The organism is Lacicoccus qingdaonensis (genome assembly GCF_900101075.1).
GTDB lineage: Bacteria > Bacillota > Bacilli > Staphylococcales > Salinicoccaceae > Lacicoccus > Lacicoccus qingdaonensis.
The window spans coordinates 1-21,596 of the sequence record NZ_FNFY01000018.1 but is presented as its reverse complement, the minus strand read 5'-3'; the positions used below and the strand labels follow the sequence as shown (position 1 = coordinate 21,596).

General features: G+C 39.0%; 30 protein-coding genes. 14 read left to right on the top strand and 16 right to left on the bottom strand.

Annotated elements, in window-relative coordinates; all coding sequences use genetic code 11:
- Positions 1-129 precede the first annotated feature (129 nt).
- From BLR15_RS09810 to BLR15_RS09800, 3 genes are all read right to left on the bottom strand, one after another.
- On the bottom strand, positions 130-426 hold the full coding sequence (locus BLR15_RS09810; RefSeq protein ID WP_092987033.1) for a hypothetical protein: 297 nt from the start codon (positions 424-426) through the stop codon (positions 130-132).
- 143 nt (positions 427-569) lie between these two features.
- Positions 570-1,304 (bottom strand): TrmH family RNA methyltransferase, encoded by a 735-nt coding sequence (locus BLR15_RS09805; protein WP_092987031.1) that lies wholly within the window; start codon positions 1,302-1,304, stop codon positions 570-572.
- On the bottom strand, positions 1,298-2,371 hold the full coding sequence (locus BLR15_RS09800; RefSeq protein WP_092987029.1) for a M42 family metallopeptidase: 1,074 nt from the start codon (positions 2,369-2,371) through the stop codon (positions 1,298-1,300). The genes BLR15_RS09805 and BLR15_RS09800 overlap by 7 nt, the downstream gene beginning before the upstream one ends.
- 148 nt (positions 2,372-2,519) lie before the next feature.
- Between BLR15_RS09800 and BLR15_RS09795 the strand changes: the two genes are divergently transcribed.
- The 5 genes from BLR15_RS09795 to BLR15_RS09775 all read left to right on the top strand — a co-directional run bounded on the left by BLR15_RS09795 (position 2,520) and on the right by BLR15_RS09775 (position 6,477).
- On the top strand, positions 2,520-3,596 hold the full coding sequence (locus tag BLR15_RS09795; protein ID WP_092987027.1) for an NAD(P)H-dependent flavin oxidoreductase: 1,077 nt from the start codon (positions 2,520-2,522) through the stop codon (positions 3,594-3,596).
- A gap of 235 nt (positions 3,597-3,831) precedes the next feature.
- Positions 3,832-4,203, top strand: a complete 372-nt coding sequence (locus tag BLR15_RS09790) for a GntR family transcriptional regulator (RefSeq protein ID WP_046514585.1) — start codon at positions 3,832-3,834, stop codon at positions 4,201-4,203.
- A 5-nt stretch (positions 4,204-4,208) separates the two neighbouring features.
- Positions 4,209-5,066 carry an ABC transporter ATP-binding protein gene (locus BLR15_RS09785; protein WP_046514582.1) on the top strand — a complete coding sequence of 286 codons (858 nt, stop codon included), beginning with the start codon at positions 4,209-4,211 and terminating at the stop codon, positions 5,064-5,066.
- Between the two features lies 1 nt (position 5,067).
- On the top strand, positions 5,068-5,667 hold the full coding sequence (locus BLR15_RS09780; protein ID WP_176754125.1) for an ABC-2 transporter permease: 600 nt from the start codon (positions 5,068-5,070) through the stop codon (positions 5,665-5,667).
- Positions 5,668-5,715: 48 nt separating this feature from the next.
- Positions 5,716-6,477, top strand: a complete 762-nt coding sequence (locus BLR15_RS09775; protein ID WP_046514575.1) for a hypothetical protein — start codon at positions 5,716-5,718, stop codon at positions 6,475-6,477.
- A gap of 281 nt (positions 6,478-6,758) precedes the next feature.
- Here BLR15_RS09775 and BLR15_RS09770 read toward each other — a convergent pair whose 3' ends face one another.
- Positions 6,759-7,592 carry a CPBP family intramembrane glutamic endopeptidase gene (locus BLR15_RS09770; protein WP_092987023.1) on the bottom strand — a complete coding sequence of 278 codons (834 nt, stop codon included), beginning with the start codon at positions 7,590-7,592 and terminating at the stop codon, positions 6,759-6,761.
- Between the two features lie 540 nt (positions 7,593-8,132).
- Between BLR15_RS09770 and BLR15_RS09765 the strand changes: the two genes are divergently transcribed.
- On the top strand, positions 8,133-8,624 hold the full coding sequence (locus BLR15_RS09765; protein ID WP_092987021.1) for a GNAT family N-acetyltransferase: 492 nt from the start codon (positions 8,133-8,135) through the stop codon (positions 8,622-8,624).
- A 281-nt stretch (positions 8,625-8,905) separates the two neighbouring features.
- Positions 8,906-10,033 carry a CAP domain-containing protein gene (locus tag BLR15_RS09760; RefSeq protein WP_092987019.1) on the top strand — a complete coding sequence of 376 codons (1,128 nt, stop codon included), beginning with the start codon at positions 8,906-8,908 and terminating at the stop codon, positions 10,031-10,033.
- Between the two features lie 179 nt (positions 10,034-10,212).
- Here the strand turns inward: BLR15_RS09760 and BLR15_RS14410 are convergent, their stop codons facing one another.
- Positions 10,213-10,503 carry a type II toxin-antitoxin system Phd/YefM family antitoxin gene (locus BLR15_RS14410; protein WP_281182383.1) on the bottom strand — a complete coding sequence of 97 codons (291 nt, stop codon included), beginning with the start codon at positions 10,501-10,503 and terminating at the stop codon, positions 10,213-10,215.
- A 277-nt stretch (positions 10,504-10,780) separates the two neighbouring features.
- Between BLR15_RS14410 and BLR15_RS09750 the strand changes: the two genes are divergently transcribed.
- Together BLR15_RS09750 and BLR15_RS09745 are read left to right on the top strand one after the other, a co-directional pair.
- Complete coding sequence (locus BLR15_RS09750; protein WP_092987015.1) at positions 10,781-11,416, top strand: hypothetical protein; 636 nt, start codon at positions 10,781-10,783, stop codon at positions 11,414-11,416.
- 23 nt (positions 11,417-11,439) lie between these two features.
- Positions 11,440-11,727: a TIGR04104 family putative zinc finger protein gene (locus tag BLR15_RS09745; protein WP_092987013.1), complete on the top strand. Its 288-nt coding sequence runs from the start codon at positions 11,440-11,442 to the stop codon at positions 11,725-11,727.
- A gap of 161 nt (positions 11,728-11,888) precedes the next feature.
- On the opposite strand, the gene BLR15_RS09740 is transcribed toward BLR15_RS09745, so the two are convergent.
- Genes BLR15_RS09740 through BLR15_RS09730 form a run of 3 tightly spaced genes read right to left on the bottom strand, consistent with a single transcriptional unit; the run spans position 11,889 to position 12,984 of the window.
- The gene (locus BLR15_RS09740; protein WP_092987011.1) at positions 11,889-12,341 is read right to left on the bottom strand and encodes a GNAT family N-acetyltransferase; all 453 of its coding nucleotides are present in this window, start codon (positions 12,339-12,341) and stop codon (positions 11,889-11,891) included.
- A gap of 34 nt (positions 12,342-12,375) precedes the next feature.
- Positions 12,376-12,732: an HAD-IA family hydrolase gene (locus BLR15_RS09735; RefSeq protein WP_092987009.1), complete on the bottom strand. Its 357-nt coding sequence runs from the start codon at positions 12,730-12,732 to the stop codon at positions 12,376-12,378.
- Positions 12,733-12,741: 9 nt separating this feature from the next.
- Positions 12,742-12,984, bottom strand: coding sequence for an HAD family hydrolase (locus BLR15_RS09730; RefSeq protein WP_092987007.1), 243 nt, complete (start codon positions 12,982-12,984; stop codon positions 12,742-12,744).
- Positions 12,985-13,118: 134 nt separating this feature from the next.
- Between BLR15_RS09730 and BLR15_RS14405 the strand changes: the two genes are divergently transcribed.
- Both BLR15_RS14405 and BLR15_RS09725 read left to right on the top strand, forming a co-directional pair.
- The gene (locus tag BLR15_RS14405; protein WP_281182379.1) at positions 13,119-13,244 is read left to right on the top strand and encodes a hypothetical protein; all 126 of its coding nucleotides are present in this window, start codon (positions 13,119-13,121) and stop codon (positions 13,242-13,244) included.
- A gap of 51 nt (positions 13,245-13,295) precedes the next feature.
- Complete coding sequence (locus BLR15_RS09725; protein WP_092987005.1) at positions 13,296-13,952, top strand: hypothetical protein; 657 nt, start codon at positions 13,296-13,298, stop codon at positions 13,950-13,952.
- A gap of 103 nt (positions 13,953-14,055) precedes the next feature.
- Here the strand turns inward: BLR15_RS09725 and BLR15_RS09720 are convergent, their stop codons facing one another.
- The gene (locus tag BLR15_RS09720) at positions 14,056-14,856 is read right to left on the bottom strand and encodes an AAC(3) family N-acetyltransferase (protein WP_092987003.1); all 801 of its coding nucleotides are present in this window, start codon (positions 14,854-14,856) and stop codon (positions 14,056-14,058) included.
- A 93-nt stretch (positions 14,857-14,949) separates the two neighbouring features.
- Positions 14,950-15,435, bottom strand: a complete 486-nt coding sequence (locus BLR15_RS09715; RefSeq protein WP_092987001.1) for a GNAT family N-acetyltransferase — start codon at positions 15,433-15,435, stop codon at positions 14,950-14,952.
- Positions 15,436-15,556: 121 nt separating this feature from the next.
- Between BLR15_RS09715 and BLR15_RS09710 the strand changes: the two genes are divergently transcribed.
- The 3 genes from BLR15_RS09710 to BLR15_RS09700 all read left to right on the top strand — a co-directional run bounded on the left by BLR15_RS09710 (position 15,557) and on the right by BLR15_RS09700 (position 17,878).
- Entirely contained in the window at positions 15,557-16,297 is a 741-nt protein-coding gene (locus BLR15_RS09710) for a hypothetical protein (RefSeq protein ID WP_092986999.1), read from the top strand.
- A gap of 127 nt (positions 16,298-16,424) precedes the next feature.
- Positions 16,425-16,703: a hypothetical protein gene (locus BLR15_RS09705; RefSeq protein ID WP_245696731.1), complete on the top strand. Its 279-nt coding sequence runs from the start codon at positions 16,425-16,427 to the stop codon at positions 16,701-16,703.
- A gap of 287 nt (positions 16,704-16,990) precedes the next feature.
- The gene (locus BLR15_RS09700) at positions 16,991-17,878 is read left to right on the top strand and encodes an RluA family pseudouridine synthase (protein ID WP_092986997.1); all 888 of its coding nucleotides are present in this window, start codon (positions 16,991-16,993) and stop codon (positions 17,876-17,878) included.
- Here BLR15_RS09700 and BLR15_RS09695 read toward each other — a convergent pair.
- From BLR15_RS09695 to BLR15_RS09665, 6 genes are all read right to left on the bottom strand, one after another.
- A complete protein-coding gene (locus BLR15_RS09695) occupies positions 17,875-18,729 on the bottom strand; it encodes a fructosamine kinase family protein (protein ID WP_092987074.1) in 855 nt (284 codons plus the stop codon). The two genes, BLR15_RS09700 and BLR15_RS09695, sit on opposite strands and share 4 nt — an antisense overlap.
- An 8-nt stretch (positions 18,730-18,737) precedes the next feature.
- The gene (locus BLR15_RS09690; RefSeq protein ID WP_092986995.1) at positions 18,738-19,031 is read right to left on the bottom strand and encodes a hypothetical protein; all 294 of its coding nucleotides are present in this window, start codon (positions 19,029-19,031) and stop codon (positions 18,738-18,740) included.
- A gap of 112 nt (positions 19,032-19,143) precedes the next feature.
- Positions 19,144-19,611, bottom strand: coding sequence for a thioesterase family protein (locus BLR15_RS09685; protein WP_245696728.1), 468 nt, complete (start codon positions 19,609-19,611; stop codon positions 19,144-19,146).
- A 90-nt stretch (positions 19,612-19,701) separates the two neighbouring features.
- Positions 19,702-20,226 (bottom strand): GNAT family N-acetyltransferase, encoded by a 525-nt coding sequence (locus tag BLR15_RS09680; protein ID WP_092986993.1) that lies wholly within the window; start codon positions 20,224-20,226, stop codon positions 19,702-19,704.
- Between the two features lie 211 nt (positions 20,227-20,437).
- Positions 20,438-20,857: a FosB/FosD family fosfomycin resistance bacillithiol transferase gene (gene fosB, locus BLR15_RS09675; protein ID WP_092986991.1), complete on the bottom strand. Its 420-nt coding sequence runs from the start codon at positions 20,855-20,857 to the stop codon at positions 20,438-20,440.
- Positions 20,858-21,053: 196 nt separating this feature from the next.
- Positions 21,054-21,431, bottom strand: a complete 378-nt coding sequence (locus BLR15_RS09665) for a hypothetical protein (RefSeq protein WP_176754123.1) — start codon at positions 21,429-21,431, stop codon at positions 21,054-21,056.
- Positions 21,432-21,596 lie beyond the last annotated feature (165 nt).

Genomic DNA, 21,596 nt, shown 5'->3' with positions numbered 1-21,596 from the left:
ACCCGGCTCCCTGAGGCAATTCATGGAATCATTTATGTCCGGCTTCGTGTGAAGCAAGTTTTATATCGATACAGATAATTATAAGTTAAAAAATTAAAAAATCAAGTTCCGGGAATGATCTCAAGTGAATTACTCTTCACTCTCTTCTTCTTCCTCTTCCTCGTCACCAGATTCCTCTTCTTCCTCCTCTTCTTCTTCACCGCCTGATTCTTCTTCTTCGTCCTCATTTATACCTTCGCCGATTTCATTGCCCTGACCGGTATCCTGGCCTTCTTCACCGACTGGAGTATCCGCTTCATCCTCATCACTTGTACCATGATCTGTCTCTGAAGCATCTTCACCAACATCCGGTTCATCACTTCCGCATGCACCAAGTACTAAAACTGAAGCCAGACCGCCGGCAAGTAAATATTTTTTCAATTCCATCATGATTCCTCCTAATGATAATAATGAATGATTCTGTCTTTAATAACTGTTTACCCTGACTCCGCACTTTTTAATGATTTTAACGGCATATAAATGAAAAGCCCTGCGATCAGATGATAATCACAGGACTCACTGAGTTATTCCTATTTGAAATGATGCATCAGTATACCGCCGGCAATGGCAACGTTCAGACTTTCTGAATCGCCCGGCATATGAATTTTAACCGTCCGGTCCACATTGTCGAGCGCAGATTCGCTCACGCCCCGTCCTTCGTTCCCAAGAACTACAAGCATTTCATCCGCCTGCGGGATATCTTCCAGATATTCCTCATCCTTCAGACTCGTGCCGATGGACAACCCTTCGAAATTCTCAATGACGGGGTGGATATCAGTTACTTCCAGCTGAATATGGAATGTGCTGCCCTGGGCGCTTCTTAGCACCTTGTCACTGAATGGATCCACCGTTTCACGAGACATGACGAGACGACCGAATCCGAAAGCATCCGCCGTGCGGATCAGAGTGCCGAGATTGCCCGGGTCCTGGACATCGTCAAGGACGAGCACTTTATTGCCGGAAACTTCCGGCGGCATGTAGGTCACAGCCGCCATCACTCCCTGGGGGATTTCAAGCTGGGATAAAGTCTTCAGTACCGGCCCGGTCACATAGATCACTTCAAAATTCGACACATCAAAAGAAAACGTATAGTTCTCTTCAGCAATGATATAGTGGATTTGCTGGTTGAACTTCATCGCTTCTTCCACCAGATGCTCGCCGTCGATTAAAAACATGCCGGTTTTGCTGCGTTCTTTCTTCTTATGCAGCTTACGGAGATTTTTAATGCGGGTATTATCTTTTGAAGTGATGACTTCTTTTACCAAATGATATTCTCCACTGTGTCATCATCCAGTGATTTGACAATCTCGGTGATCAGTTTCACCGCATTGTTCACATCTTCCTTGTGGAGGATGGATACGTTCGAATGCATATAGCGGAGAGGCACGCCGATGTTTACTGAAGGGACACCTTCATTGGCAACATGGAAGCCGCCTGAGTCCGTACCGCCGCCAGGGACTGCCTGGAACTGGAAAGGAATGCCGTTTTCTTCTGCAACTTTCTGAATATGACGGCGGAAGCCGACATGTCCGATATTGGATGCATCCATCAGTACGACGAGCGGTCCATCACCGAGTTTGCCTTTGCCGTTTTCCGGCTTCATGCCCGGTGTATCCCATGCGATACCGACATCGACGGAGATTGCGAGGTCCGGCTTGACCGTATTCGCCGACGTTTTCGCACCGCGAAGGCCGACTTCCTCCTGGACCGTTGCACCGCTGACCACGTTGACGCCGAGGTCTTCACCTTCAAGGTTCTGCAGGACGTCGACCGCGACGACACAGCCCATACGGTTGTCCCATGCTTTGGCAAGAAGATAATTTTTGTTCGCCATCTCGGTGAATTCCATATGCGGTGTAATCTGATCGCCGATTTTGACACCCGCTTTTTCAGCTTCCTCTTTATCAGAGACACCGATATCGATGAACATGTTCTTGATTTCTACCGGTTTTTTACGCTCATCCGGCGTGAGTGCATGCGGCGGTTTCGAGCCGATGACACCCGTCAAGATACCGTCGTCCGTAATGACATTCATGCGCTGTGACAGCATGACCTGGTTCCACCAGCCGCCGATCGGCGTGAATTTTAGGAAGCCGTTGTCATCAATTTCAGTGACCATGAAGCCGATCTCATCCAGGTGGCCGCCGATAAGGATCGTTTTGTCACCATTTTTTGCCTGACGCTTACCGTAAATACTGCCCAGGTTGTCCGTGATGATTTCATCACTGACAGGCTCAAGGTATTCTTTCATGAGGTTCTTTACATCATATTCAAAACCTGAAATACCATGTGCATCAGTCAGACTTTTCATAAGTGTTAGTTGTTTATCCATTACAATTCTCCTTTGTTATATATTCAATTATATTTTAGCATAACTATTTCTATTTTCGAAATATTAATATCGCTTTCAAAACACAAGTAAAATGATAAGATAAAAGTGAAGTATTACATGGATAGAATAATGAAATGAGGTGGCAAATATGTGGAATCATACAGAAGTGACCAGGCAGCTTAAAATCCAGTATCCGATCATCCAGGCGCCAATGGCAGGGTCAACGACACCCGAACTTGTTTCAGCGGTATCAAACGGCGGCGGACTCGGCAGTATCGGTGCCGGGTATTACAGTCCGGAGAAACTGGCTGAAGATATTAGAAATACAAAAGCAATCACCGATCAGCCGTTCTCAGTGAACCTGTTCGTACCGGAATATAATGAAGTGACCAGTACACAGATCGACCGTATGAAAGAGATACTCACCCCCTACTATGAAGAATTCAATATCGAGCCGGATATGCCGACGATAGATAAAGACGATACGTTCGACCAGCTTGTCCAGATCATAATCGATGAGAATATTAAAATCTGCAGTTTTACTTTTGGCATTCCTGACCCTGTTACGGTCAAGAAGCTGAAAAAAGCCGGTGTCACACTTATCGGCTGCGCCACCACTGTCGACGAAGCCATATTGAATGAACAGGCAGGCATGGATATGGTCGTCGCACAGGGATTTGAAGCCGGCGGACACAGGGGGTCATTCGTACAAACGGCACTCAGATCTTCTGTCGGTACGATGTCGCTTGTACCTCAGATTAAAGATAAAGTAACCATTCCAGTCATTGCAGCGGGCGGCATCATGGACGGCCGAGGGCTGTATGCCGGCTTAAAACTCGGTGCCGATGCGGCACAGATGGGCACGGCATTTTTAACGACGAAAGAAAGTGCGGCGCCGAAAATTCATAAAGAAGCGATTTTAAACAGCACAGAAGCGGATACAGTGCTGACCAGATCATTCAGCGGCAAATATGCAAGAGGCATCCGCAACCGGTTTATAGATGAAATGGACTGGCACCAGGAAGACATACTCCCCTATCCGTTTCAAAATCAGATGACCAAGAAAATCAGAAGCAAAGCTGCAGCAGAAGGCAAAAGTGATATTTTACATTTGTGGAGCGGACAGAGCGTGCGACTCAGCCGGGATGTGGAAGCGGGAGAATTGCTTATGGATATTGTGAATCAGGTGAATAAAATATTGAGGAATGAGAATTACCATAAATAAACCGCATTGCAGACTGATACGATTACTATCTCTCTGCAATGCGGTTTACTTGTTTGTTTTATAGTTTTTAAATTGTAAAACTCCTCGTATAAGATGCTTATTGATGCGGGCTTATATAAATAACATTGAGGTAAGAAAAGATGGAACCTTAAAATTTTATTGAAATAAATGTTATCATTGTATATAATGTATGGTAACAATATAATAAAAAGTGAAATTTACTGAGGTCATATGTATGAGAATCCTATTATCAAACAGCTCCAAAGAACCTTTTTACAACCAAATTTACGAGCAGATCAAATCTTTTATTTTGTCAGATGAGTTAAAAGATGGTGAAAATCTGCCTTCGATGAGAAAACTCGCACACGATCTTGGTGTCAGTGTCATCACTGTCAAAAGAGCTTATGACGAACTAGAAAAAGAAAGTTTCATTTATTCAATCGTCGGCAAGGGTTCTTTCGTTTCAGAAAATAATATCGCACTGATCAAGGAGAAGAAAATGCAGGCTGTCGAAGAACAGCTTCAGGCCGTGGTTTCAAACAGCAAGGAAATCGGTATCAGTTTGGAAGAATTGCAGGAAATGCTAAAAATTTTTTATAGGGAGTGAGTACAATGGATAAAGTCATCGAATTCGAAAATATAAGCAAGGAATATTCCGGATTCTCTATCAAAAATATTGATTTAAACATCAACAAAGGGTATATCACAGGCTTTGTCGGAGCGAATGGTTCAGGAAAATCAACTACGATAAAAATGATCATGAATCTGGTCAAACCGGATTCAGGTGAGGTAAATATATTCGAGATGAACCATAATAATGATGAAAAAGACATAAAACAGAAAATAGGGTTTGTGTACGATGACAATATATACTATGAGGGCTTGAATTTAAGAGATTTACACAAAATCGTTGCACCGGCATATAAAAATTGGGACAAGAAAGCATTTCAGCATTATATCGAAACATTTGATTTACCGTTGAATCAGCCGATAAAATATTTTTCAAAAGGCATGCGTATGAAAGCTTCTCTTGTGCTTGCCCTGTCTCACAATCCTGAACTGCTTATCATGGATGAGCCCACAGCCGGTCTTGATCCTGTTTTCAGAAAGGAACTCCTGAATATACTTCAGGAAATAATGATGAATGAAAATAAAACCATATTCTTTTCTACACATATAACTTCGGACCTTGAAAAAATTGCTGATTATATTGTCTTTATTAAAGATGGGGAAATCATATTCAACCATTCAATCAATTCATTACAAAATGAATTTGCATTGGTCAAAGGTGATCGTTCACTGATTGACAGAGATACTGAAGATGAATTTGACTATATAAATTATAAAGGTGAGTATTTTGAAGCGATGACGCAGAATCCCAAAGTCATTTATGAGGTATTTGGTGATGAAGTGTCGATAGATAACATTTCTTTGGAAGAAATAATGTATTTTTTGAATGGAGCTGATTAATGTGATTTATCTATTGAGAAGAGATCTGATATTACAGAAAAGGTTACTCTGGCTGTATATTCCTTTCATTTTAATTTTTGTATATTCATTATCATCCCCTTCTCTGATATATACTCTAGCTGCATTGTATATACCATACAATGCATTGGCGTATGATGAACAGGTAAATTCAGACAAATTGTTGAATTCACTTCCATATACTCGATTGGAAATCACATTATATCGTTACCTCGGCACTTTGGTATATACGTTCGTATCTGTGATACTGGTCAGTCTGATACTTGTACTATTTAATAAGTCGTTTTCACTTTTAGACATTGTGATAGGTATATCATTCTTTCTCATTATTGCTGCTTTCACCTATCCGCTGTTCCAAATATTCAAGCAAGGCAACATAGCAACAATCATCATTGTTGCATTTGTGCTGAGCGTTGGATTATTGAGTACTTTTTCAGAGCAGATGATTGAATTGGGCAATCTGTTCCTAAACAGCTCCGTCAGCAATGCTTTACTCTTTTCTGCATTGTTATTATCTGTTCTCGTCATATATTTTGGTTCATGGGTCCTCACTTACAGTATTTATAAAAACAAGGATTTTTAAAATAAACAGTATAAATGGGAAGGATCAGTATGAAGAGGTGTTAAATAGATGATTTCAAGACAATTTCTACTAAGTGCACTTGGGATTTCATTATTGGCACTTTTAATTTTAAGTATAACAGTGTTCATGTGGAATCGAGGAGAGCCACTGCAAGAAATCATATTTCAATTTTTGTTTGCTGCAGTTCTCTTTGGCATCTCTGGTTTGTTGTTTTATAAAGCATATGGAACCAAAAATTCGGATGACTCGGAAAATGTAACAGAGTATACGGATATTATGCCATTCAAAAGATTTCTTATACATCCTGAGGTACATGCCATCAATCAGCTGATTATTTATAATGAATACGGAAATATGGTTGGCAGACTTTTTCCCGGTCAATCTTGGTTAAAATATCTGGAACCATTAATCAACTTTCTCCCATTCAAACATTATATTGAAAGTGAAAATGGTCATTTAATGACACTGGATGTTCGAGGTTTTTTTAATAAGAAAATATTTATACTCAACGAATCTGGACATAAAATAGGTACAATCAGACAAAATTTCTTCAAGTCGTTATTCAAATTTCATGTGATTATTGAAGTGAATGGCGACAGGTATGAAACCAATTCAGATGTTTTATTTGGAGAATTAGAAATTGAAAATATAGTGAAAATTAATTCGTTCAATGTACCTGTTGAAATCACTGAACGTTTCAAGCGATTTTCTGAACGGTTATTTATTATAGAAGAAAAGCTTGAAACAGATGAAGGAAAAGTAGGACTTGCAGTATTGTGTTTTTACGCAGCATTTTCGCGAGGAAAATAATCATCAAAGTATTGCAATAATATTGTTCTGTTCTCAAATATTTCAATTTTAGCTTGGTTCCCTTCAAAATACAGTGTTAGGTGTGGAATTGCATATGAAGATATAATACAGTGAGGGGCTCGTGGGTTAAGGTGAAAGAAAGGTTCTAAAATCACCATTCTAACTAATCAAAAAACCGCATCGTAGACTGATACGAAGAGTTGTATTACTTATAAATCAACAGAGTTCTCCATTTGGAAAGCTCTTTTTTCACTAAGTTATATCAGCATTTGATTAAACAATTACTCAAACCACATCGTAATCAGCCTCATAGGAAAATTCATCAGGCCGTGCATGAATATCAGGAGCCAGATATTACGGTATTTTGCCCAGAAATATCCTAAAAACAGTCCAATCATTCCATGTTGAACCAGTGAATGTGCTGTCTTATCAAACACATCACCTGAGCCCTGAATGCCCACATGCCACAGTGCCCATAATACTGCACTGACACAAATTGCAGGCCAGATACCAAAAGCTGTTTCAAGTCTTGTCTGCAGCCACTTTCTGTAAAAGAGTTCTTCCACTACAGCATTAAGAAACAAAGAGACAATGGCACCGATAAGAAGTGTAAGAAAGTCTATCTCATAAGTACTTCCTTCAGACATAGGGCTGAATATGAAGAGCATAAGCCATACTGCAACTACTACTAGCGGTGCTTTCCATTGACATGCCTTTTTAACAGATAGCACTGCTTTAACAGTATCCTTCCTCATAATAATCAGCGGGATGATAAAGAGCAGTATCAATTTGTAAATATAGAATAACGAAAATACATAGGCTTCAGGTGTCAAAACCATTACTGCAATTAATATCACAGCTAAAGTAACTAGTGACCATGTTGATTTAGGCACTTCGTTATATAAAGGCCGGATAGAATCTCTATTACCCAGAAACAGTGATAAGGCAAAGGGAATAATTGCAAGCATCCAGAGTTGCCAGATTGGAGTTTCATTCTCAAAATCCGCACTGGTCTGTATCATTCCTTCATGCGTCACAATCATATAGACCAGTGAAACCGTTATTAAAACTGCTGTTGAGATAATGATCATATAACCTGCGGTTTTCTTCGTCATCACATGTCTCCTTGGATTTTAATTAGAGTACTGCTTTTCTATTTTCCGAAATTCCTTCCTCAATCTGCTTCATCTGTTTAGTTGATTCTGGTCCTCGAGGATTAAAAATTCGTACTTATGACAGATGGCTGTATAAACTTGAAGCATACACAATTTGTAATACTTATAAATCATTTTGGCCATGCCAGGTATATGGCAAAGGCCAAAAGAAAGATTCCGATAAAAAAGGCTGCATAATAAAAACTGTTCTCTTTTCTTCTTGCAACCCCAATCATGCTGAACACTATCCCAATAATAAATGAAAATAACATTAGCCAAAATCCCATACTTGTTAACCCCTTTAAATTATACTATACAATATTCCTTTTAATTGTTGTGAGGACACATGTCATCCGTCCTATTTAACTTGTTAAAGGAATTGGGTAAAATGAAGAAAATAATATATTCAATTTAGGGAGAGTTATGAATATAAAACATGGTCAAAAACTTGGCAGGGATCAGTAATATTTACCGATCAAACTTACATTAGGGAGGTGTAATATGATTAGAAAAGCTAATGTAGATGATGCTGAAGCAATCGCAAAAATACTTGTCCACAGTTGGCAGGTGAATTTTAAAGATGTCGTTCCTGAAGATTATTTAAATCAAATGGATCCATATAAAATTTCAATTGGCATCAGGAAATCCTTGGATGAAAACACATTGTTTGTAGCAATCGTCGATGAGAAGGTTGTCGGTTTTGTCGGATGCGGCAGCAACAGATTACAATCTCATCCTGAATATGATTCAGAATTACATGCGATTCACGTACTTCCCCACAATAAGGGCAGCGGCATCGGAAGAAAATTATTCACAACAGCTCAAGAATCTTTACGAGCACAAGGTTATAAAAAAATGATATTATCCGTTTTTAAAGCCAATACAGCTCAAATATTTTATGAAAAACTTGGCAGTGAGTCTATAGGCGTCAGGTCCGTAGAATATGGCGGAAAAAAATCAGTAGAAAAACTGTATGGTTGGAATTTAGAGTGAACTAATTTGGCTTTTAAAAACAAAATCGGAAAACAGTGTTTGGATTAATCTTACATACCATCGATATCCCAAAAGTGTGGTTATACTAAAAACGTAGTATAATGAATGTAATTCTTAGAGCAGAAAGTTTACCCTGGCTTTAATCCAAATGAACGGTCTTTTGACAGTCCATGTAAAAATTTAGTTAAGCATTAATCAACCAGAGCAGCTCGTAAGAGTTGCTTTTTATTTCCGATTTAAATTATCATATATGCATTATCCATATGAAAGGAGGAAAAGATATGTTCAAACGATTATTTTTCTTATTGATAATTATAGCTGTGATTGTCTGGGCCAAACCATACTGGGAAGATGCCACCAGTGATATCATGCCTGACAATGTCTCTGAGTCATTGGATTCAGTCAGAGATACTGCAGGCGATTCAATTGAAAATATCGACTTTGATTTCACCGCGTTAAGAGACCAGATTACCTCGTTCTTTTCCTCCTTTACAGACTCTGATACTAACCAGGAATCTGTAGAACCGCTTGAACTTTCTGCACCGGAAGAGCAACAGTTTTCAGTTGGTAATGTGGAAATTGGTGACACGAAAGAATCAGTGGATGAAATGTACGGAGAACCGGAACGAGTCAGTGAAAATGAATACGGTGTGAACTGGTCTGCATACCACGAAAACTATCACAACTTCATGATGGTGGCTTACGATGATGAGGCAACGGTACGCGGCTTATACACCAACCAGGATATATTATCGTCACAGTCTGATCTGACTTTGGGCACTTCAAAAAACTCCGCGCATGAAACACTCGGGGAACCGGATGAAATCATTCAGAGCGGTGCCTTCAATTATCAGGTCAGCAATCAGGACGAATACGATGTCTATCAGACAGACGGAAACCAGACGACGATATTTTATGATGTGCACCAGGAGAACTCCGTGACGGCAATACAGATCATCGATGAAACTCTGGCAGCTGAAAAAAATGAAATCTACACACAAGCCAGTGAATCATTAAGAGAAGGCCTTGAATATCAATTGTTCGACCTCACCAATGCAGCGCGCATCAAGCATGATCTCGAGCCCTTGGAGTGGCATGAAGCAGTCAGTGAAACTGCGAGAAAACACAGTGCGGATATGGCTGAGAATCAATATTTTGATCATACAAACCTCGACGGCCAGTCCCCTTTTGACAGGATGAATGAAGATGACATATCCTACTCCACCGCTGGTGAAAACCTTGCGGCAGCACAGTTCAGCAGTATATATGCCCATCACGGACTGATGAATTCAGAAGGCCACCGTCAAAATATACTGCACAACAGCTTCAGAGAACTCGGTGTCGGAGTCGCTTTCGATGAGGATAACCGACCTTTTTATACAGAGAACTTTTTAAGTAGTCTATGGTAATTAGATAGTTCGTCTATTTAAAAGCCTCTGGTCCGAATGGCAAGAGGCAAAATTATTTCTTTATACAATTTATAAATGATCTTTCCTTCGTTCTTCGGCAGCATCTACCCATTGTCTCAGCATACCGTCCAGCTTCTTATAATCTTTTACTGCCTCTTTCCAATATACAACATTTACCATCAGTCAAATAATTCATCATCAGATAAATCGGAGAATGGGTTATACTCCTGATTTGATTTTACAATATCTTCAGATGGTATAAGTTCCTTCGGCCCTTCATTAGCGCGTTCATTCAAATGACTATAAAATGCTTTTTCTTCTAAGTCATTATAACCTTTAACTAATTTTTCATACACTTCGTTACTGAGAATGACAGCCTCGGGCTTATTATGATTAAAAATAAAAGTCGGTTCTCCTGTTTCAACAGCATCTTTTATTATTTTGGAGAAATCTTTTTTGGCCTCTGTGATGGATTTGGTATTAACATCAATAATCTTAACAAACAGAACACCTCATCTTCCTGTAATGGTAGTTTCAACCATTATAACATGAAAGCATTTAAATAAGATCTTAAAAAGACTCTTATATCAACCTTCTTTCCTTAATTTCATTGATTCACCTTCACATTTTGAGTCCTGGAGAAACCATTATAGATATCTGAAAAATCACATTACTTTTGTTACAATTGGAATATACAATAATCAGTACACTGATTTGACTGAAGCAACCATATAAAGGGGTATCTCTATGGCTTACTTGATAATAATTGGCGGAATATTCCTCGGATCCATCGTGTTTCTATTTACTTATATTGCGTCAAAAAAATTTGAAAAGTATTATATTGCACCTGTCATCACCTTCTTATTTTTCATTGCAATTTCATTATATGGATTTATCATTGTTGGTGGTTTCGACGGTCTCGGCTATGTTCTCATCGCTTTCGGCTTTCTGATTGCCGGTGTTGCCGGCACCCTGCTTCTACCAGGATTATCACGACTGAGCAAATCAAAAGAATTTGGTAAAAGTGACAAGTTGATGCTTATCGTTCTGCCTTTAATCTTTTTTACGGTAATCGGATCAGCCTTTTATCTAGACCGAAATTATTGGGTCATTGATGAGGGCGAAAACACTTATATGGGAGACAGCTATTATGAAATTTCAACAATTTCAGAAGGGAATAAACAGGTCGCCCTGACATTGGGCGAAGCATATGCAGGTAAGACTATAGAAGTTGAAAACATCAATCACCGGGGTTCTACAGACATTACGATAAATATTGTCGATGGTAGATCTGATGATAAAACACCATATATATGGATCGGACTTTATGATATAAACGAACCATTGACCATTCGCACGACAGACGGAACAATTATTGAATAAAATAAAAAAATGGAGTGATAAGCATGACATACTGCACAGAATGTCAGACAGAATGGACTTTTAAAGATAAAGCGGAAATGTATAAAACTCTGGATACATCAAGGAAATGTCCATATTGTGGAGAGATCCAATATGTAAGCCTTAAATCAAAAAGACAAGGTTCAATCCTCACATTTTTGTTTATCTTTGCAATGTTCATACCTGCATTCTTTAATACACATATAATAACCCATATCATACTGGCCTTAGCGGTACTTGTTTTTGTTCTGTACTTACAGGTTGCATTGATAAAACTTTCAGGCAAAGAATAGTTTCCGATATGAAATTGTATTTAATGTGATTCGGGGGTTAAAAGAGAATACCTGATATGATCTTGCCAACCCCCTCTATACAAATCATATTCGCCTTAATGGTCTGCTAAAAATCCGATTTATAACTGCCGTTCTCCATCATGGAGTAATCAATGATATTATTATAAATTCTGGGACAATCGGATCATATCCTTACACTGGATACCATTTTCATAAATTTCTTCATCATAATGAATGATGAAAAAATCTGATTCTATACCGGTAATACGAAAACCACATTTCTGATAAAGGACTAATTGTCCGGCGCTTGAATTGCCAGTGCCGACTTCTATTGTTCTATATTTGCTTTTTCTCGAAATCTTTATCGCTTCTTCTATCAATAATTTACCGATTCCCCGACCGCGCCTTTCTTCAACAACCGCAATATTCACAATCTCTACTGTTCCCGGTCGCGTCGGCAGAAGTACAAATGCACCAATAATCTCTTGCTGACTCTCTGCTATAAAACACTGTCCTCTATCCACATATTCTTTCACCATTTTCATGGAAGGATCTGCTTCTGACAATAGTTTCATCGGTGCCTTTTCTCCCGGTTTAAGTTTACGAATAATCATTTTTACACTCCTTTATCATCAGTACATTTGTCATTCAATATTTTATATCATTTCTCCTGAAGGCAGAAAGCAGCGATTCGATATTTCCATCGAACACATAGCCATCCATCCCCTGATCGGAAGCAGCCTCAATATTGTCAGCCAAATCATCAATGAAAAAGCTTTCTTCGGGATTTATATCAAAGTGTTCAAAGAACTTTTGAAAAATAACCGGTTCCGGTTTAAGACATTCCCAATCGGATGAAATGAATAAGCCGTCAAAATGATTCAGAGCAGGAATCGTTTCTTTAAAAATATAAAAGTCCTGGGAGGCGTTTGATAAAAGATACAGTTTATAGCCCTCTGCCTTCAGCCCTTCAATAACTTTATCCATCCCGGTATTGACCGTCATCTCTTCATGTCATCGCTCTAAAATCTCAGACACAAGTGGGTGAAGTTCACCGGGCAGTTCCTTATTCGCTTCAATGACCAGCTGTTTCTTCGTAATTGTTCCCCGGTCAAACTCGAGCCATCTGGGTGATTTGAAAATCTGCTCCAACAGCTCATTCTGCTCTGAAGTATGTTCGGTAAATTGATTGATAAATTCTTCCGGAACATATCGGATGAGTACATTTCCCATATCGAATACTATATTCTTAATCATCATGCGACCCTCCTTCGTCATAAAATTTTTATGTGAAACGATAACAAAAGGTAAATAATTTCATTTCTTTAAATACTAAATGTATTATAATTAATATAATGATACATGATTAAAGAAAAAAGTTGGGGTTTACTATGAATATCAGTTTACATGAAAATATCACAGGTTACCTGCAAGATAATAATATCCTTCAAAACTACCCATCATCTGCCTACGGTGTAGTTTATGAATCGGAAAATGGCATTGCCGCATACTTGTAATATTCGAAAAATCTTTATCACCCTGATGCCATATATCTGCATTTCGCGATTTTGGATAAAGATATCGATTCTGAAATACTCATAAAAATGTACGATAAATTTAAATCAGTACTGCCCCGCTCAAATGAAATTTTGCAGATCCACCGCAACCATGAATTTTATGAGAGGCTGATCAATGATAATGGTTTTACCGAATTCAGAAAAACATATGAACCTGAAGTCGATATTCAACAGTTGATTAAAAGATTTTTAAATGAAGATTTTGAAGGAAAACATACAAGTGGAAAGTTTAAAATGACTGATGCGCTGCTTAAAATCACTGAACATGTGTATCGATCCATCCATGAGATGAATCCATTAAAGCGTATGGACCTTTCAGAGTGGAAGGATATCATTACAGATGACCTGGATTTTGAACACTCCATTATCATATACGACCGGAATGATGAAATTATTGCCTATTTGATGATGTATGAAAATGAAGAGCCATTTAAGGATGTCGGCTACTGTTATTTTAAAAATCAGGAAGCCAAAAATTCTTTGAGTGCAGAGTTCCATGACACTCTGTTAGAACTGAAGAAGCAGAATTTCACCCATCTTAATCTGGAAGTGGATAATACTGATATATATCCCTATGAATTTTTCCATGATTTCATAGAACATGACCCGCCCTCTCTTATCAGTTATATGAAAACTGAAAATAAGTAATCTACTCAATGAAAAGCGACTTCCATTCAAAAATCAATGTGAAGTCGCTTTTTCTTTAGATCGTATCGGCTTTAATGAGGCTTTTAATATCACAAGCCTTTATTTATAATGTTTTCAAATAGTCCACCGTGAAATTCACGATGTCCGGCTGGGACATCAGTTTTGATTCCGCCTGGCCTATATTCCATTCACTCACAGCATTATGCTTCTCAAATTGTTTTCCGATATCATTGAATTTTTCTTCGTCGTAATCAAGTTCTGCATATGTTTTCCAGACCCGTTCGCCATTTTCGAGTATTGGACTCGCTGTCTTCACTTCATCCAGCTGTCCGGATAAATGTTCCCCAAGATGCATCGAACTGTTGGAACCGTAATCGACACCGATCAAAAGTACATGACCTTTTTTCCTGTATACTTTATGCATCGGCGTATCAATCCCCATCCCATGATCGAGCGGATGATCTTTTGTGATGTCGTCATTATCCTTTCCCCAGGCTGCAAATGACACTTTCGGATGATTGCTCCGGATGACATCATCATCAAGCATAAAACATTCTACAATTTTCCCCATATGGAATGTGGAGGTCTTATCCGGTTCAAATGCAGGCATCGTCTCCTGAAGTGCTTCAATCCATTCTTTCGGTACTGACGGATTGTGCCATTCAGCAGGGTCGGAGACATCTGCACTGTGCGTCGGCATCACCAATGCACCTTTGTCTCCCAGCACTTCCTTAAGCGCCTGTATGACAGTCTGGGCACCACCGCTGACAAAACCGATACTGCTTAGTGAAGAGTGCACGATTAGTGTCATCCCTTTTTTAACACCGATCGATTTTAGATCATTGATCAGTCTTTCTTTCGTTATCAAGTTTTGAGAATTTTTTATTACATCTTCCTGCGACATTTCAGATTACCTCTACTTTTTCTTTTTTAAATTTCGTTCCTTCTTTTTTTTCTTTGCTCACCGCATGCTTCATTTCACCCAACTGTTCCATACTTATAATTCCAAATTCATGATCACCGTTTTAAGAATATGACCATCGAAATCTTCATCATATTCTTTCACCACTTTAAAACCTTTAGCCTTATAGAACTGCATACCGATTTTATTTTCCTTTTCAACTTCGAGCCGAATTTCTTTCAATCCTTCAATATTTTGTATTCCTTTATCCAAAAGAGCTGTCCCCATGCCCTTGTTTTGATGGTCAGGGTTGAGGTAGATGGCACTCAACTCCGAAAGCCCCTTCTCATCGACTGGTGTAAAATTCGCAAAACCGTATATCTCAGATTCCATTTCCGCCACATACATGAATGAATGTTTCAGTCTTTGCTGCATCATCTCGTCGCTGTAAGCCATCGCTAGAAAATTATTCTGTATTTCTTCTGGAATTATTCCCTCATATGTAGCGTTCCAGCTTTTCTGTGCTATTGCCTGGATCGGTTTTATATCTTCATTGTTCATTTCCCTGATTGTAAAGTTCATCGCTGTTCCCCTCGTAGTTTTTCACATGCTGATTGATAATATTATATCATTTTCCAACCACTTAAAAAGAGGTAAGATATAATTGGATGTATCATAGCGTAGAAAAGAGGTCTTCTAGATAATGATCAAGCTTATACCGTTAAGTAAAAAAGTGGAAGTCATATGTACTCATAAACCTGTTCAGCTGTCAGAGACAAGACAGGATGAAATCGAAAATTTTTGGGCCGATGTTAATAAGGATGGCAAATTTTATCGGGGAAAAGTGTTCGATATAGAATCAGTAACCGAAGAAAAAGATAAGTATATAATACTCTTGAATACTACGGATTATGCCCATCACCTGCACTCTGTAAGAAATCATATATCTGATGCAGAAAGATGCAGGACCATTTTCAGTGCCGCTCTGGTCGAAACCACCGACTCAAAATTCATAATCGGTGAAATGGGAGCAAATACTGCTTTTCCGGGAAGACTTCAATGCGCAGGCGGCGGGCTGAGCAATGAAGACCTGTACGGTGACACCTTCGACCTTGAAAAGAGCGTTCTGAGAGAAACGAAGGAAGAACTGGCAATTGACGAAGAAAAGCATGTCGTACGTTGTCAGCCTGTATTGATGAAAGACGTTCATATCCATGATTCACTTGTCATTCTTTATCATATTAAAGTGAACATGTCAGAGGAGGAACTGCGTAAGAATTATCAGCGCTATGTTGATGATTTGACCGGGAATAATGAAGTTCCAGAGTTTCGGAAGATCATAAGTATCGACAATGACAGGGCTTCTGTCCATTCATTCTTTGATAATGATAACAGAACTAAAGATGACTATCTGGAACCATTTTTAAAGTTCATGGTAAAATGAATAGACGCCTCTTAAAAAACTTTTAAAAGACTCTTAAAATTGACATACTATATTTAAAATAGGAGGTGTCTATATGAAAGTTCTTAATGTACCTCACAGAAGTATTTCAGATGTAAAATAATCTCCGATGAGCATATTTAAAGAAGCAGATGAAACTAACAATGGTGTTTATTTATTCAACCGTAGTTCAGTCGCAGGTGTGATGTTAACGCAGGAACAATATGAGTCAGTGAATGAAGAAATTGAAAAGTTGAATGTGGAAATTGAAGTACTTTATGACCAAATAGACGAACTTGTAGTCAAAGAACGCATAGCAGATACTAATGTTAAAACCTACAGCGTCGAAGAAACAACCGGTGTCAATTTGGATGATATAGAATTTGATGAAAACGATGGGTGGGAGTAGTGTATCAGGTAAAACTGACGCAACACTCATCAAAAGATTTTCATAATCTGGGACTGGTAATCAATGTTATGTATCAAAGATTTAAAAAATCAGTACACTTCAGACCGAAGACCTCTTTGATAAAAAACGAATGATTGAAAATGTCGAAGTTCCAACCCTTCTGCAAATACTCTGTGAGAAATATAAAGTGTACAGCCAAGATGCATCAAAGTAGTATTGGAAGGCTAAGTTTGAGTAAAAACAATGAAGTGTCGTGTATAAATTAAATCGAATAGAGGAAGTATAGAATGACAAAAAGAATAAATATCAATGAACCAGAGGAAGAATGGATTGTTGATGAATCAACAGAATTGCTTAAATTCTTATTTAAAGTGATGCCTGAACGGAGCAAAAAGTCAGTGAAAGGCATTTTAAGCCGCAGACAGGTTTTTGTAAACGGGGAATCGACAACTCAGTTCAATGATCCGCTCTCCCCGGGGGACAGTGTTTCAATTGAAAAGCGCACCGCCAAACACGATGCAAGAATCAGAGGCGTTAAAATCCTGCATGAAGATGAAGACATCATAGTGATTGAAAAGGAAGCCGGCCTCCTCTCCATCGCTTCGGAAAAGGAGAATAAAATGACTGCATATCGTCAGCTTTCGGATTACATGCAGCATATCCATCCCAAGAGTCGGATTTTTGTGGTCCACCGGCTGGACCGTGATACTTCCGGTGTCATGATATTTGCGAAAAGCAAAAGAATCCAGCAGAAACTTCAAAATGCGTGGCAGGAATCTGTGCCGGAACGTTCGTATATCGCACTGGTTGAAGGGACCGTAAAAGAAGACGGCACCATCACATCATGGCTCACGGAAAATAAAGCACTCATGGTCCGTTCAAGCAAAAATCCGAACAAGGGCAAAAAAGCCATCACCAATTATAAGGTTTTAAAATCGAATTCAAAATTGTCATTGCTGCAGGTGAACCTGGAAACGGGCCGTAAAAATCAGATCCGTGTCCATATGCAGGATTTGAAACACCCGATTGTCGGCGATAAAAAGTACGGTTCACATATCAATCCCATCAAAAGAGTCGGCCTGCATGCGCAAACAATCGGGTTCATACATCCAACGACGAAAGAATATTTAAAGTTCGAATCAAAAGTTCCGGATGCATTCACAAAAATTTTCTAGGTCTTCATGATTTCATCCATTGTCCTGTTGACGCTCGGCGCATAAACGGAGCCGAATTTCATCAAATGCACCATCAATAGATAAAGCTTATAAAATCTTATCCTTTCCCATGCATCATCACTGAGAGGGTACGTTTTTTCATAAGCATCGTAAAAATCATCGGTGAACCCACCGAATACCGTCGTCGCACCAAGATCAAACTCACGATCTCCATAAAATGGAGATGGATCGAATAATGCAGGTCTCCCGTCTGAGAGAAACATGTAGTTACCTGCCCACAGGTCACCGTGTAACAGTGAGGGTTCACTCTCGTGCTCATCCAGTTTATCCTTCATGATCCTCCGGACTTTATCGTATACCTCCAGATCTGCTTCACCCCATAAACCCTGTTCAGCCAGTCTCTCTTTAAACTGATCCATTCTTTCATTGATGAACAGTTCACTCCATGAGTCCGTCCAGGTGTTATCGAAACTGAAATCACCGCCCTCATGCGGCAGATGAAAACCAAATTGACCATCTTTCTGGTGTTCAAGATGCATATTGGCAACCATCTCCCCGAGATCACTCTGGCTGCCCGTCCCTTCTTCCAAATATTCAAGGAGAAGATAGGCATCTCCTTCAATCTGGCCGTAACCAACTACTCCGGGCGCAGTAATCCCCGCTTTTTTCATTGCATCGAGACCTGCGATTTCAGCGGCATAGAAATCTTCAGAGCGACGCGGCTGGACAAGCAGGAAGTACGGCTCCACAGCCGTTTCTATAAGGTAGGCATCATTTACATCACCGCCGGTGACAGGTGTTATCTTTTTAATGTTTTCTACAGGCAGTTCCTTTTTCCACAGATCATTCATCATTATTTTCACTCTTTCTCTTCACTTTTTAATAGATCGACCAGAAACCATATTGGAGAAACCAGATAGGCGAATATCAAAGAATATTTGGAAGTTAAAGGCTCCCAACCTGAAGTCTTTTCTCCGGATTGTAAGCTGAATGCAGGGAATGTAAAAATCGAAATAAAGAAATAAACTGTCAGCATTATATAAGGGAAACTCAAAACATCATTATTTAATATGGAACCCGCTATAACCACATAAAACCAGAAGAAAATGATTCCAATTATGAAACTGAGTACCTGTGCAAATCTGTCGCTCATATTAAAACTCCCATCGATATATATCTAAACCAGAATCTGAACATTTAAACATATATTGAAAAGTAATTAAAAAAGATGACGGGCATATATCCCGGCACCTTACATTGTCATATCATTTTCTTCTGATTCCGATTGTACGTCCCATTTCCGCCGGCTGTTCGGAATTTTCCTGTGATTCATAATACTCTGTTACAGCCTGTCTGAACTTTTCAGGGAAAGCCCCCGGACGCCCTGCTTCTGTGTCCATGCCCATGTACATCACTTCATATGTTGCACATTTCTCGCCTTTAGGATTCATCAGTGTCATGAACACATGCATTCTCTTTTCATCATGATCCAGTATTCTGATCTTGATTGTTATATCTTCACCGGCAAATACTTCATTAAGATAAACGATATGATTCTCCAAAGTGAAGATTGTATAGGACAATTCTTTCACCTTCGATTCACCCAGTCCAAGATATGTCAGCCACTCCAGACCAGCATCACTGAATGTACGGCTGTACTGGCCATCATTCATATGTCCGTTATAATCCAGCCATGACTCCGGCACCGTCGTCTGATAATCAAATAATTCCATTTATATCACTGCTCCACCTATATTTTCAATTACATATGATTTTATCATACCGGATGACAATTATTCTCTATAAAACTAATTTTCGAGCGGTCATCTGAATTTCTCAAGACTGTCGTGGTATTCATTGGATAAAATGCTGTAAACAAGTGTGTCCCTGTAACCGTCCTTAAGTTTGATATTTTCCCGCAGCAGCCCTTCTTTTGTCATCCCTGATTTTTGCATCACTCTTTCAGATCCAGTGTTCCTCTTATCGGTCGTTGCCGATATTCTATTCAATTTCAACTCGTTGAATCCGTATTCGAGTATCAGATGGACAGCCTTTGTACCAATTCCCCTGCCCCAGTATTCGGGATGCAGGATATAACCGATTTCACCGTTGTCATTGTCTTTATCGATGGACAGTTCAATCGCACCGATGACTTTATCAGATGATTGATCCACAATGACTTTATGATAATAATTGTCATCGCTTTCCATGACCATCTTCACATGATTTTCTGTATCTTTCAGACTGTCGGGTCCCCACCCCTGATATTTCGAAACTTCATCCAATGAAGCATAACTGTGTATATCTTTTGTATCAGTCAACGTTACGTCCCTTAAATAAAAATTCATATCAGCACCTCAATATGTATATGACTATAGAATTTTAGCCATATAACAATCATCATAAAAGTAATCATCGATCAGTAGTGAATCTATTTTGATGCCCTGGATTTTAAATCTCATCTCCTCATATAAAATGACACTTGTTGCATGAAGAGCTTCAGTTTTCCAGCAACATCTTTAGTCAATCTCACATGTTCAACCGAAATACCTCCTCTTTTCACACATAAAATTTCATCTCTGGCTTTGATTCTTTGTAATAATTCAACCTGTCTTCAAGTGTACCTGTGTGCAGTTCAAGTTTATGACCATCGGGATCTGTGAAATAAATGGATTTTTTATCCCGGACATCTCTCTTTCTTCCTTCAAGAATGTTTACATCATTTTCTTTGAGCCATTGAAACCAATCATCAAATTCATCATCGGATATGCTGAAAGCCATGTGGGTGTATGAATGCTTGATTTCTTTTCTGGGGATTTCTTTTTCTTCGTTTAAAGCTAACCACAATCCGCCAATGTCGAAATATGCAGAAGTTTTACCTTCGACTAAAATTCTGCCTTTTAAAATGTCTCTATAAAATATAATTGAATTCTCCAGGTTTGAAACTGAGTAAGTCACATGATTCACTGATTGGATCATTCTCTAACTCTCCTAATGTTATTATTATCCTTCAAGTGTGATCTGATACCTTTACCTGACAGTTGTTCATCTTTATATCGCAGCATTACATGTAAATGGGCATGCATGATGTGCTGCCCTGACGATGTTTATTATAAACAAGACTTTTGGTTTCTTGTAATAACTTATAGGTATCTGTCGATTTTTTTCTGTTAAATCAAACTTCCGGATTTCGATAATCATCATCTTCAGACCTGTTTCCGGCTATGATGAAACTAATCACCATCTCGAAAACTGTATAGACGATGATTACTGAGATAAATAAAGTCCAGCTCATTGCATCAGGATTTATAAAATACACCCCGGCTAAAACTGCTAAAAATAACAGTGCCAACAAATTTCTGAATACCCGTAATTTCATATCCATTCCCCTCCTCGTATAGTAAGTTTTATAGTCTTTCTTTTTATCAGTCTTTCGACTTGGATATTCCGGGATAACCCTGGATAATAAAGCCATAGATTTGAAAGGATCTAATGGGCATGAGCTATCTCCCCTTGTAGTTGAACTACACTTTAAGACTGCTCCCCTGGCCATGCGAATGAATTTCAAACGCACAAGCTGTATCCATAAGCATCAAATGAATCCATGTAGTAGTGGGTTCTGCAGCCATTGATGTTTATGAATGAATACTCATACGCGAGGTTGAATCCTGTCGCATGTATCCAGGGGTATCCCGGAGTACCCAAGTCTATTAAATAA

Excerpts from the sequence above, each read along its gene's own strand:
- BLR15_RS09810 (WP_092987033.1), bottom strand. The coding sequence starts at position 426 with ATGGAATTGAAAAAATATTTACTTGCCGGCGGTCTGGCTTCAGTTTTA.
- BLR15_RS09800 (WP_092987029.1), bottom strand. The coding sequence starts at position 2,371 with ATGGATAAACAACTAACACTTATGAAAAGTCTGACTGATGCACATGGT.
- BLR15_RS09795 (WP_092987027.1), top strand. The coding sequence starts at position 2,520 with ATGTGGAATCATACAGAAGTGACCAGGCAGCTTAAAATCCAGTATCCG.
- BLR15_RS09790 (WP_046514585.1), top strand. The coding sequence starts at position 3,832 with ATGAGAATCCTATTATCAAACAGCTCCAAAGAACCTTTTTACAACCAA.
- BLR15_RS09785 (WP_046514582.1), top strand. The coding sequence starts at position 4,209 with ATGGATAAAGTCATCGAATTCGAAAATATAAGCAAGGAATATTCCGGA.
- BLR15_RS09775 (WP_046514575.1), top strand. The coding sequence starts at position 5,716 with ATGATTTCAAGACAATTTCTACTAAGTGCACTTGGGATTTCATTATTG.
- BLR15_RS09770 (WP_092987023.1), bottom strand. The coding sequence starts at position 7,592 with ATGACGAAGAAAACCGCAGGTTATATGATCATTATCTCAACAGCAGTT.
- BLR15_RS09765 (WP_092987021.1), top strand. The coding sequence starts at position 8,133 with ATGATTAGAAAAGCTAATGTAGATGATGCTGAAGCAATCGCAAAAATA.
- BLR15_RS09760 (WP_092987019.1), top strand. The coding sequence starts at position 8,906 with ATGTTCAAACGATTATTTTTCTTATTGATAATTATAGCTGTGATTGTC.
- BLR15_RS09750 (WP_092987015.1), top strand. The coding sequence starts at position 10,781 with ATGGCTTACTTGATAATAATTGGCGGAATATTCCTCGGATCCATCGTG.
- BLR15_RS09745 (WP_092987013.1), top strand. The coding sequence starts at position 11,440 with ATGACATACTGCACAGAATGTCAGACAGAATGGACTTTTAAAGATAAA.
- BLR15_RS09740 (WP_092987011.1), bottom strand. The coding sequence starts at position 12,341 with ATGATTATTCGTAAACTTAAACCGGGAGAAAAGGCACCGATGAAACTA.
- BLR15_RS09735 (WP_092987009.1), bottom strand. The coding sequence starts at position 12,732 with ATGACGGTCAATACCGGGATGGATAAAGTTATTGAAGGGCTGAAGGCA.
- BLR15_RS09730 (WP_092987007.1), bottom strand. The coding sequence starts at position 12,984 with ATGATTAAGAATATAGTATTCGATATGGGAAATGTACTCATCCGATAT.
- BLR15_RS14405 (WP_281182379.1), top strand. The coding sequence starts at position 13,119 with ATGAATATCAGTTTACATGAAAATATCACAGGTTACCTGCAAGATAAT.
- BLR15_RS09720 (WP_092987003.1), bottom strand. The coding sequence starts at position 14,856 with ATGTCGCAGGAAGATGTAATAAAAAATTCTCAAAACTTGATAACGAAA.
- BLR15_RS09715 (WP_092987001.1), bottom strand. The coding sequence starts at position 15,435 with ATGAACTTTACAATCAGGGAAATGAACAATGAAGATATAAAACCGATC.
- BLR15_RS09710 (WP_092986999.1), top strand. The coding sequence starts at position 15,557 with ATGATCAAGCTTATACCGTTAAGTAAAAAAGTGGAAGTCATATGTACT.
- BLR15_RS09705 (WP_245696731.1), top strand. The coding sequence starts at position 16,425 with ATGAGCATATTTAAAGAAGCAGATGAAACTAACAATGGTGTTTATTTA.
- BLR15_RS09700 (WP_092986997.1), top strand. The coding sequence starts at position 16,991 with ATGACAAAAAGAATAAATATCAATGAACCAGAGGAAGAATGGATTGTT.
- BLR15_RS09695 (WP_092987074.1), bottom strand. The coding sequence starts at position 18,729 with ATGAATGATCTGTGGAAAAAGGAACTGCCTGTAGAAAACATTAAAAAG.
- BLR15_RS09690 (WP_092986995.1), bottom strand. The coding sequence starts at position 19,031 with ATGAGCGACAGATTTGCACAGGTACTCAGTTTCATAATTGGAATCATT.
- BLR15_RS09685 (WP_245696728.1), bottom strand. The coding sequence starts at position 19,611 with ATGGAATTATTTGATTATCAGACGACGGTGCCGGAGTCATGGCTGGAT.
- BLR15_RS09680 (WP_092986993.1), bottom strand. The coding sequence starts at position 20,226 with ATGAATTTTTATTTAAGGGACGTAACGTTGACTGATACAAAAGATATA.
- fosB (WP_092986991.1), bottom strand. The coding sequence starts at position 20,857 with ATGATCCAATCAGTGAATCATGTGACTTACTCAGTTTCAAACCTGGAG.
- BLR15_RS09665 (WP_176754123.1), bottom strand. The coding sequence starts at position 21,431 with ATGGCCAGGGGAGCAGTCTTAAAGTGTAGTTCAACTACAAGGGGAGAT.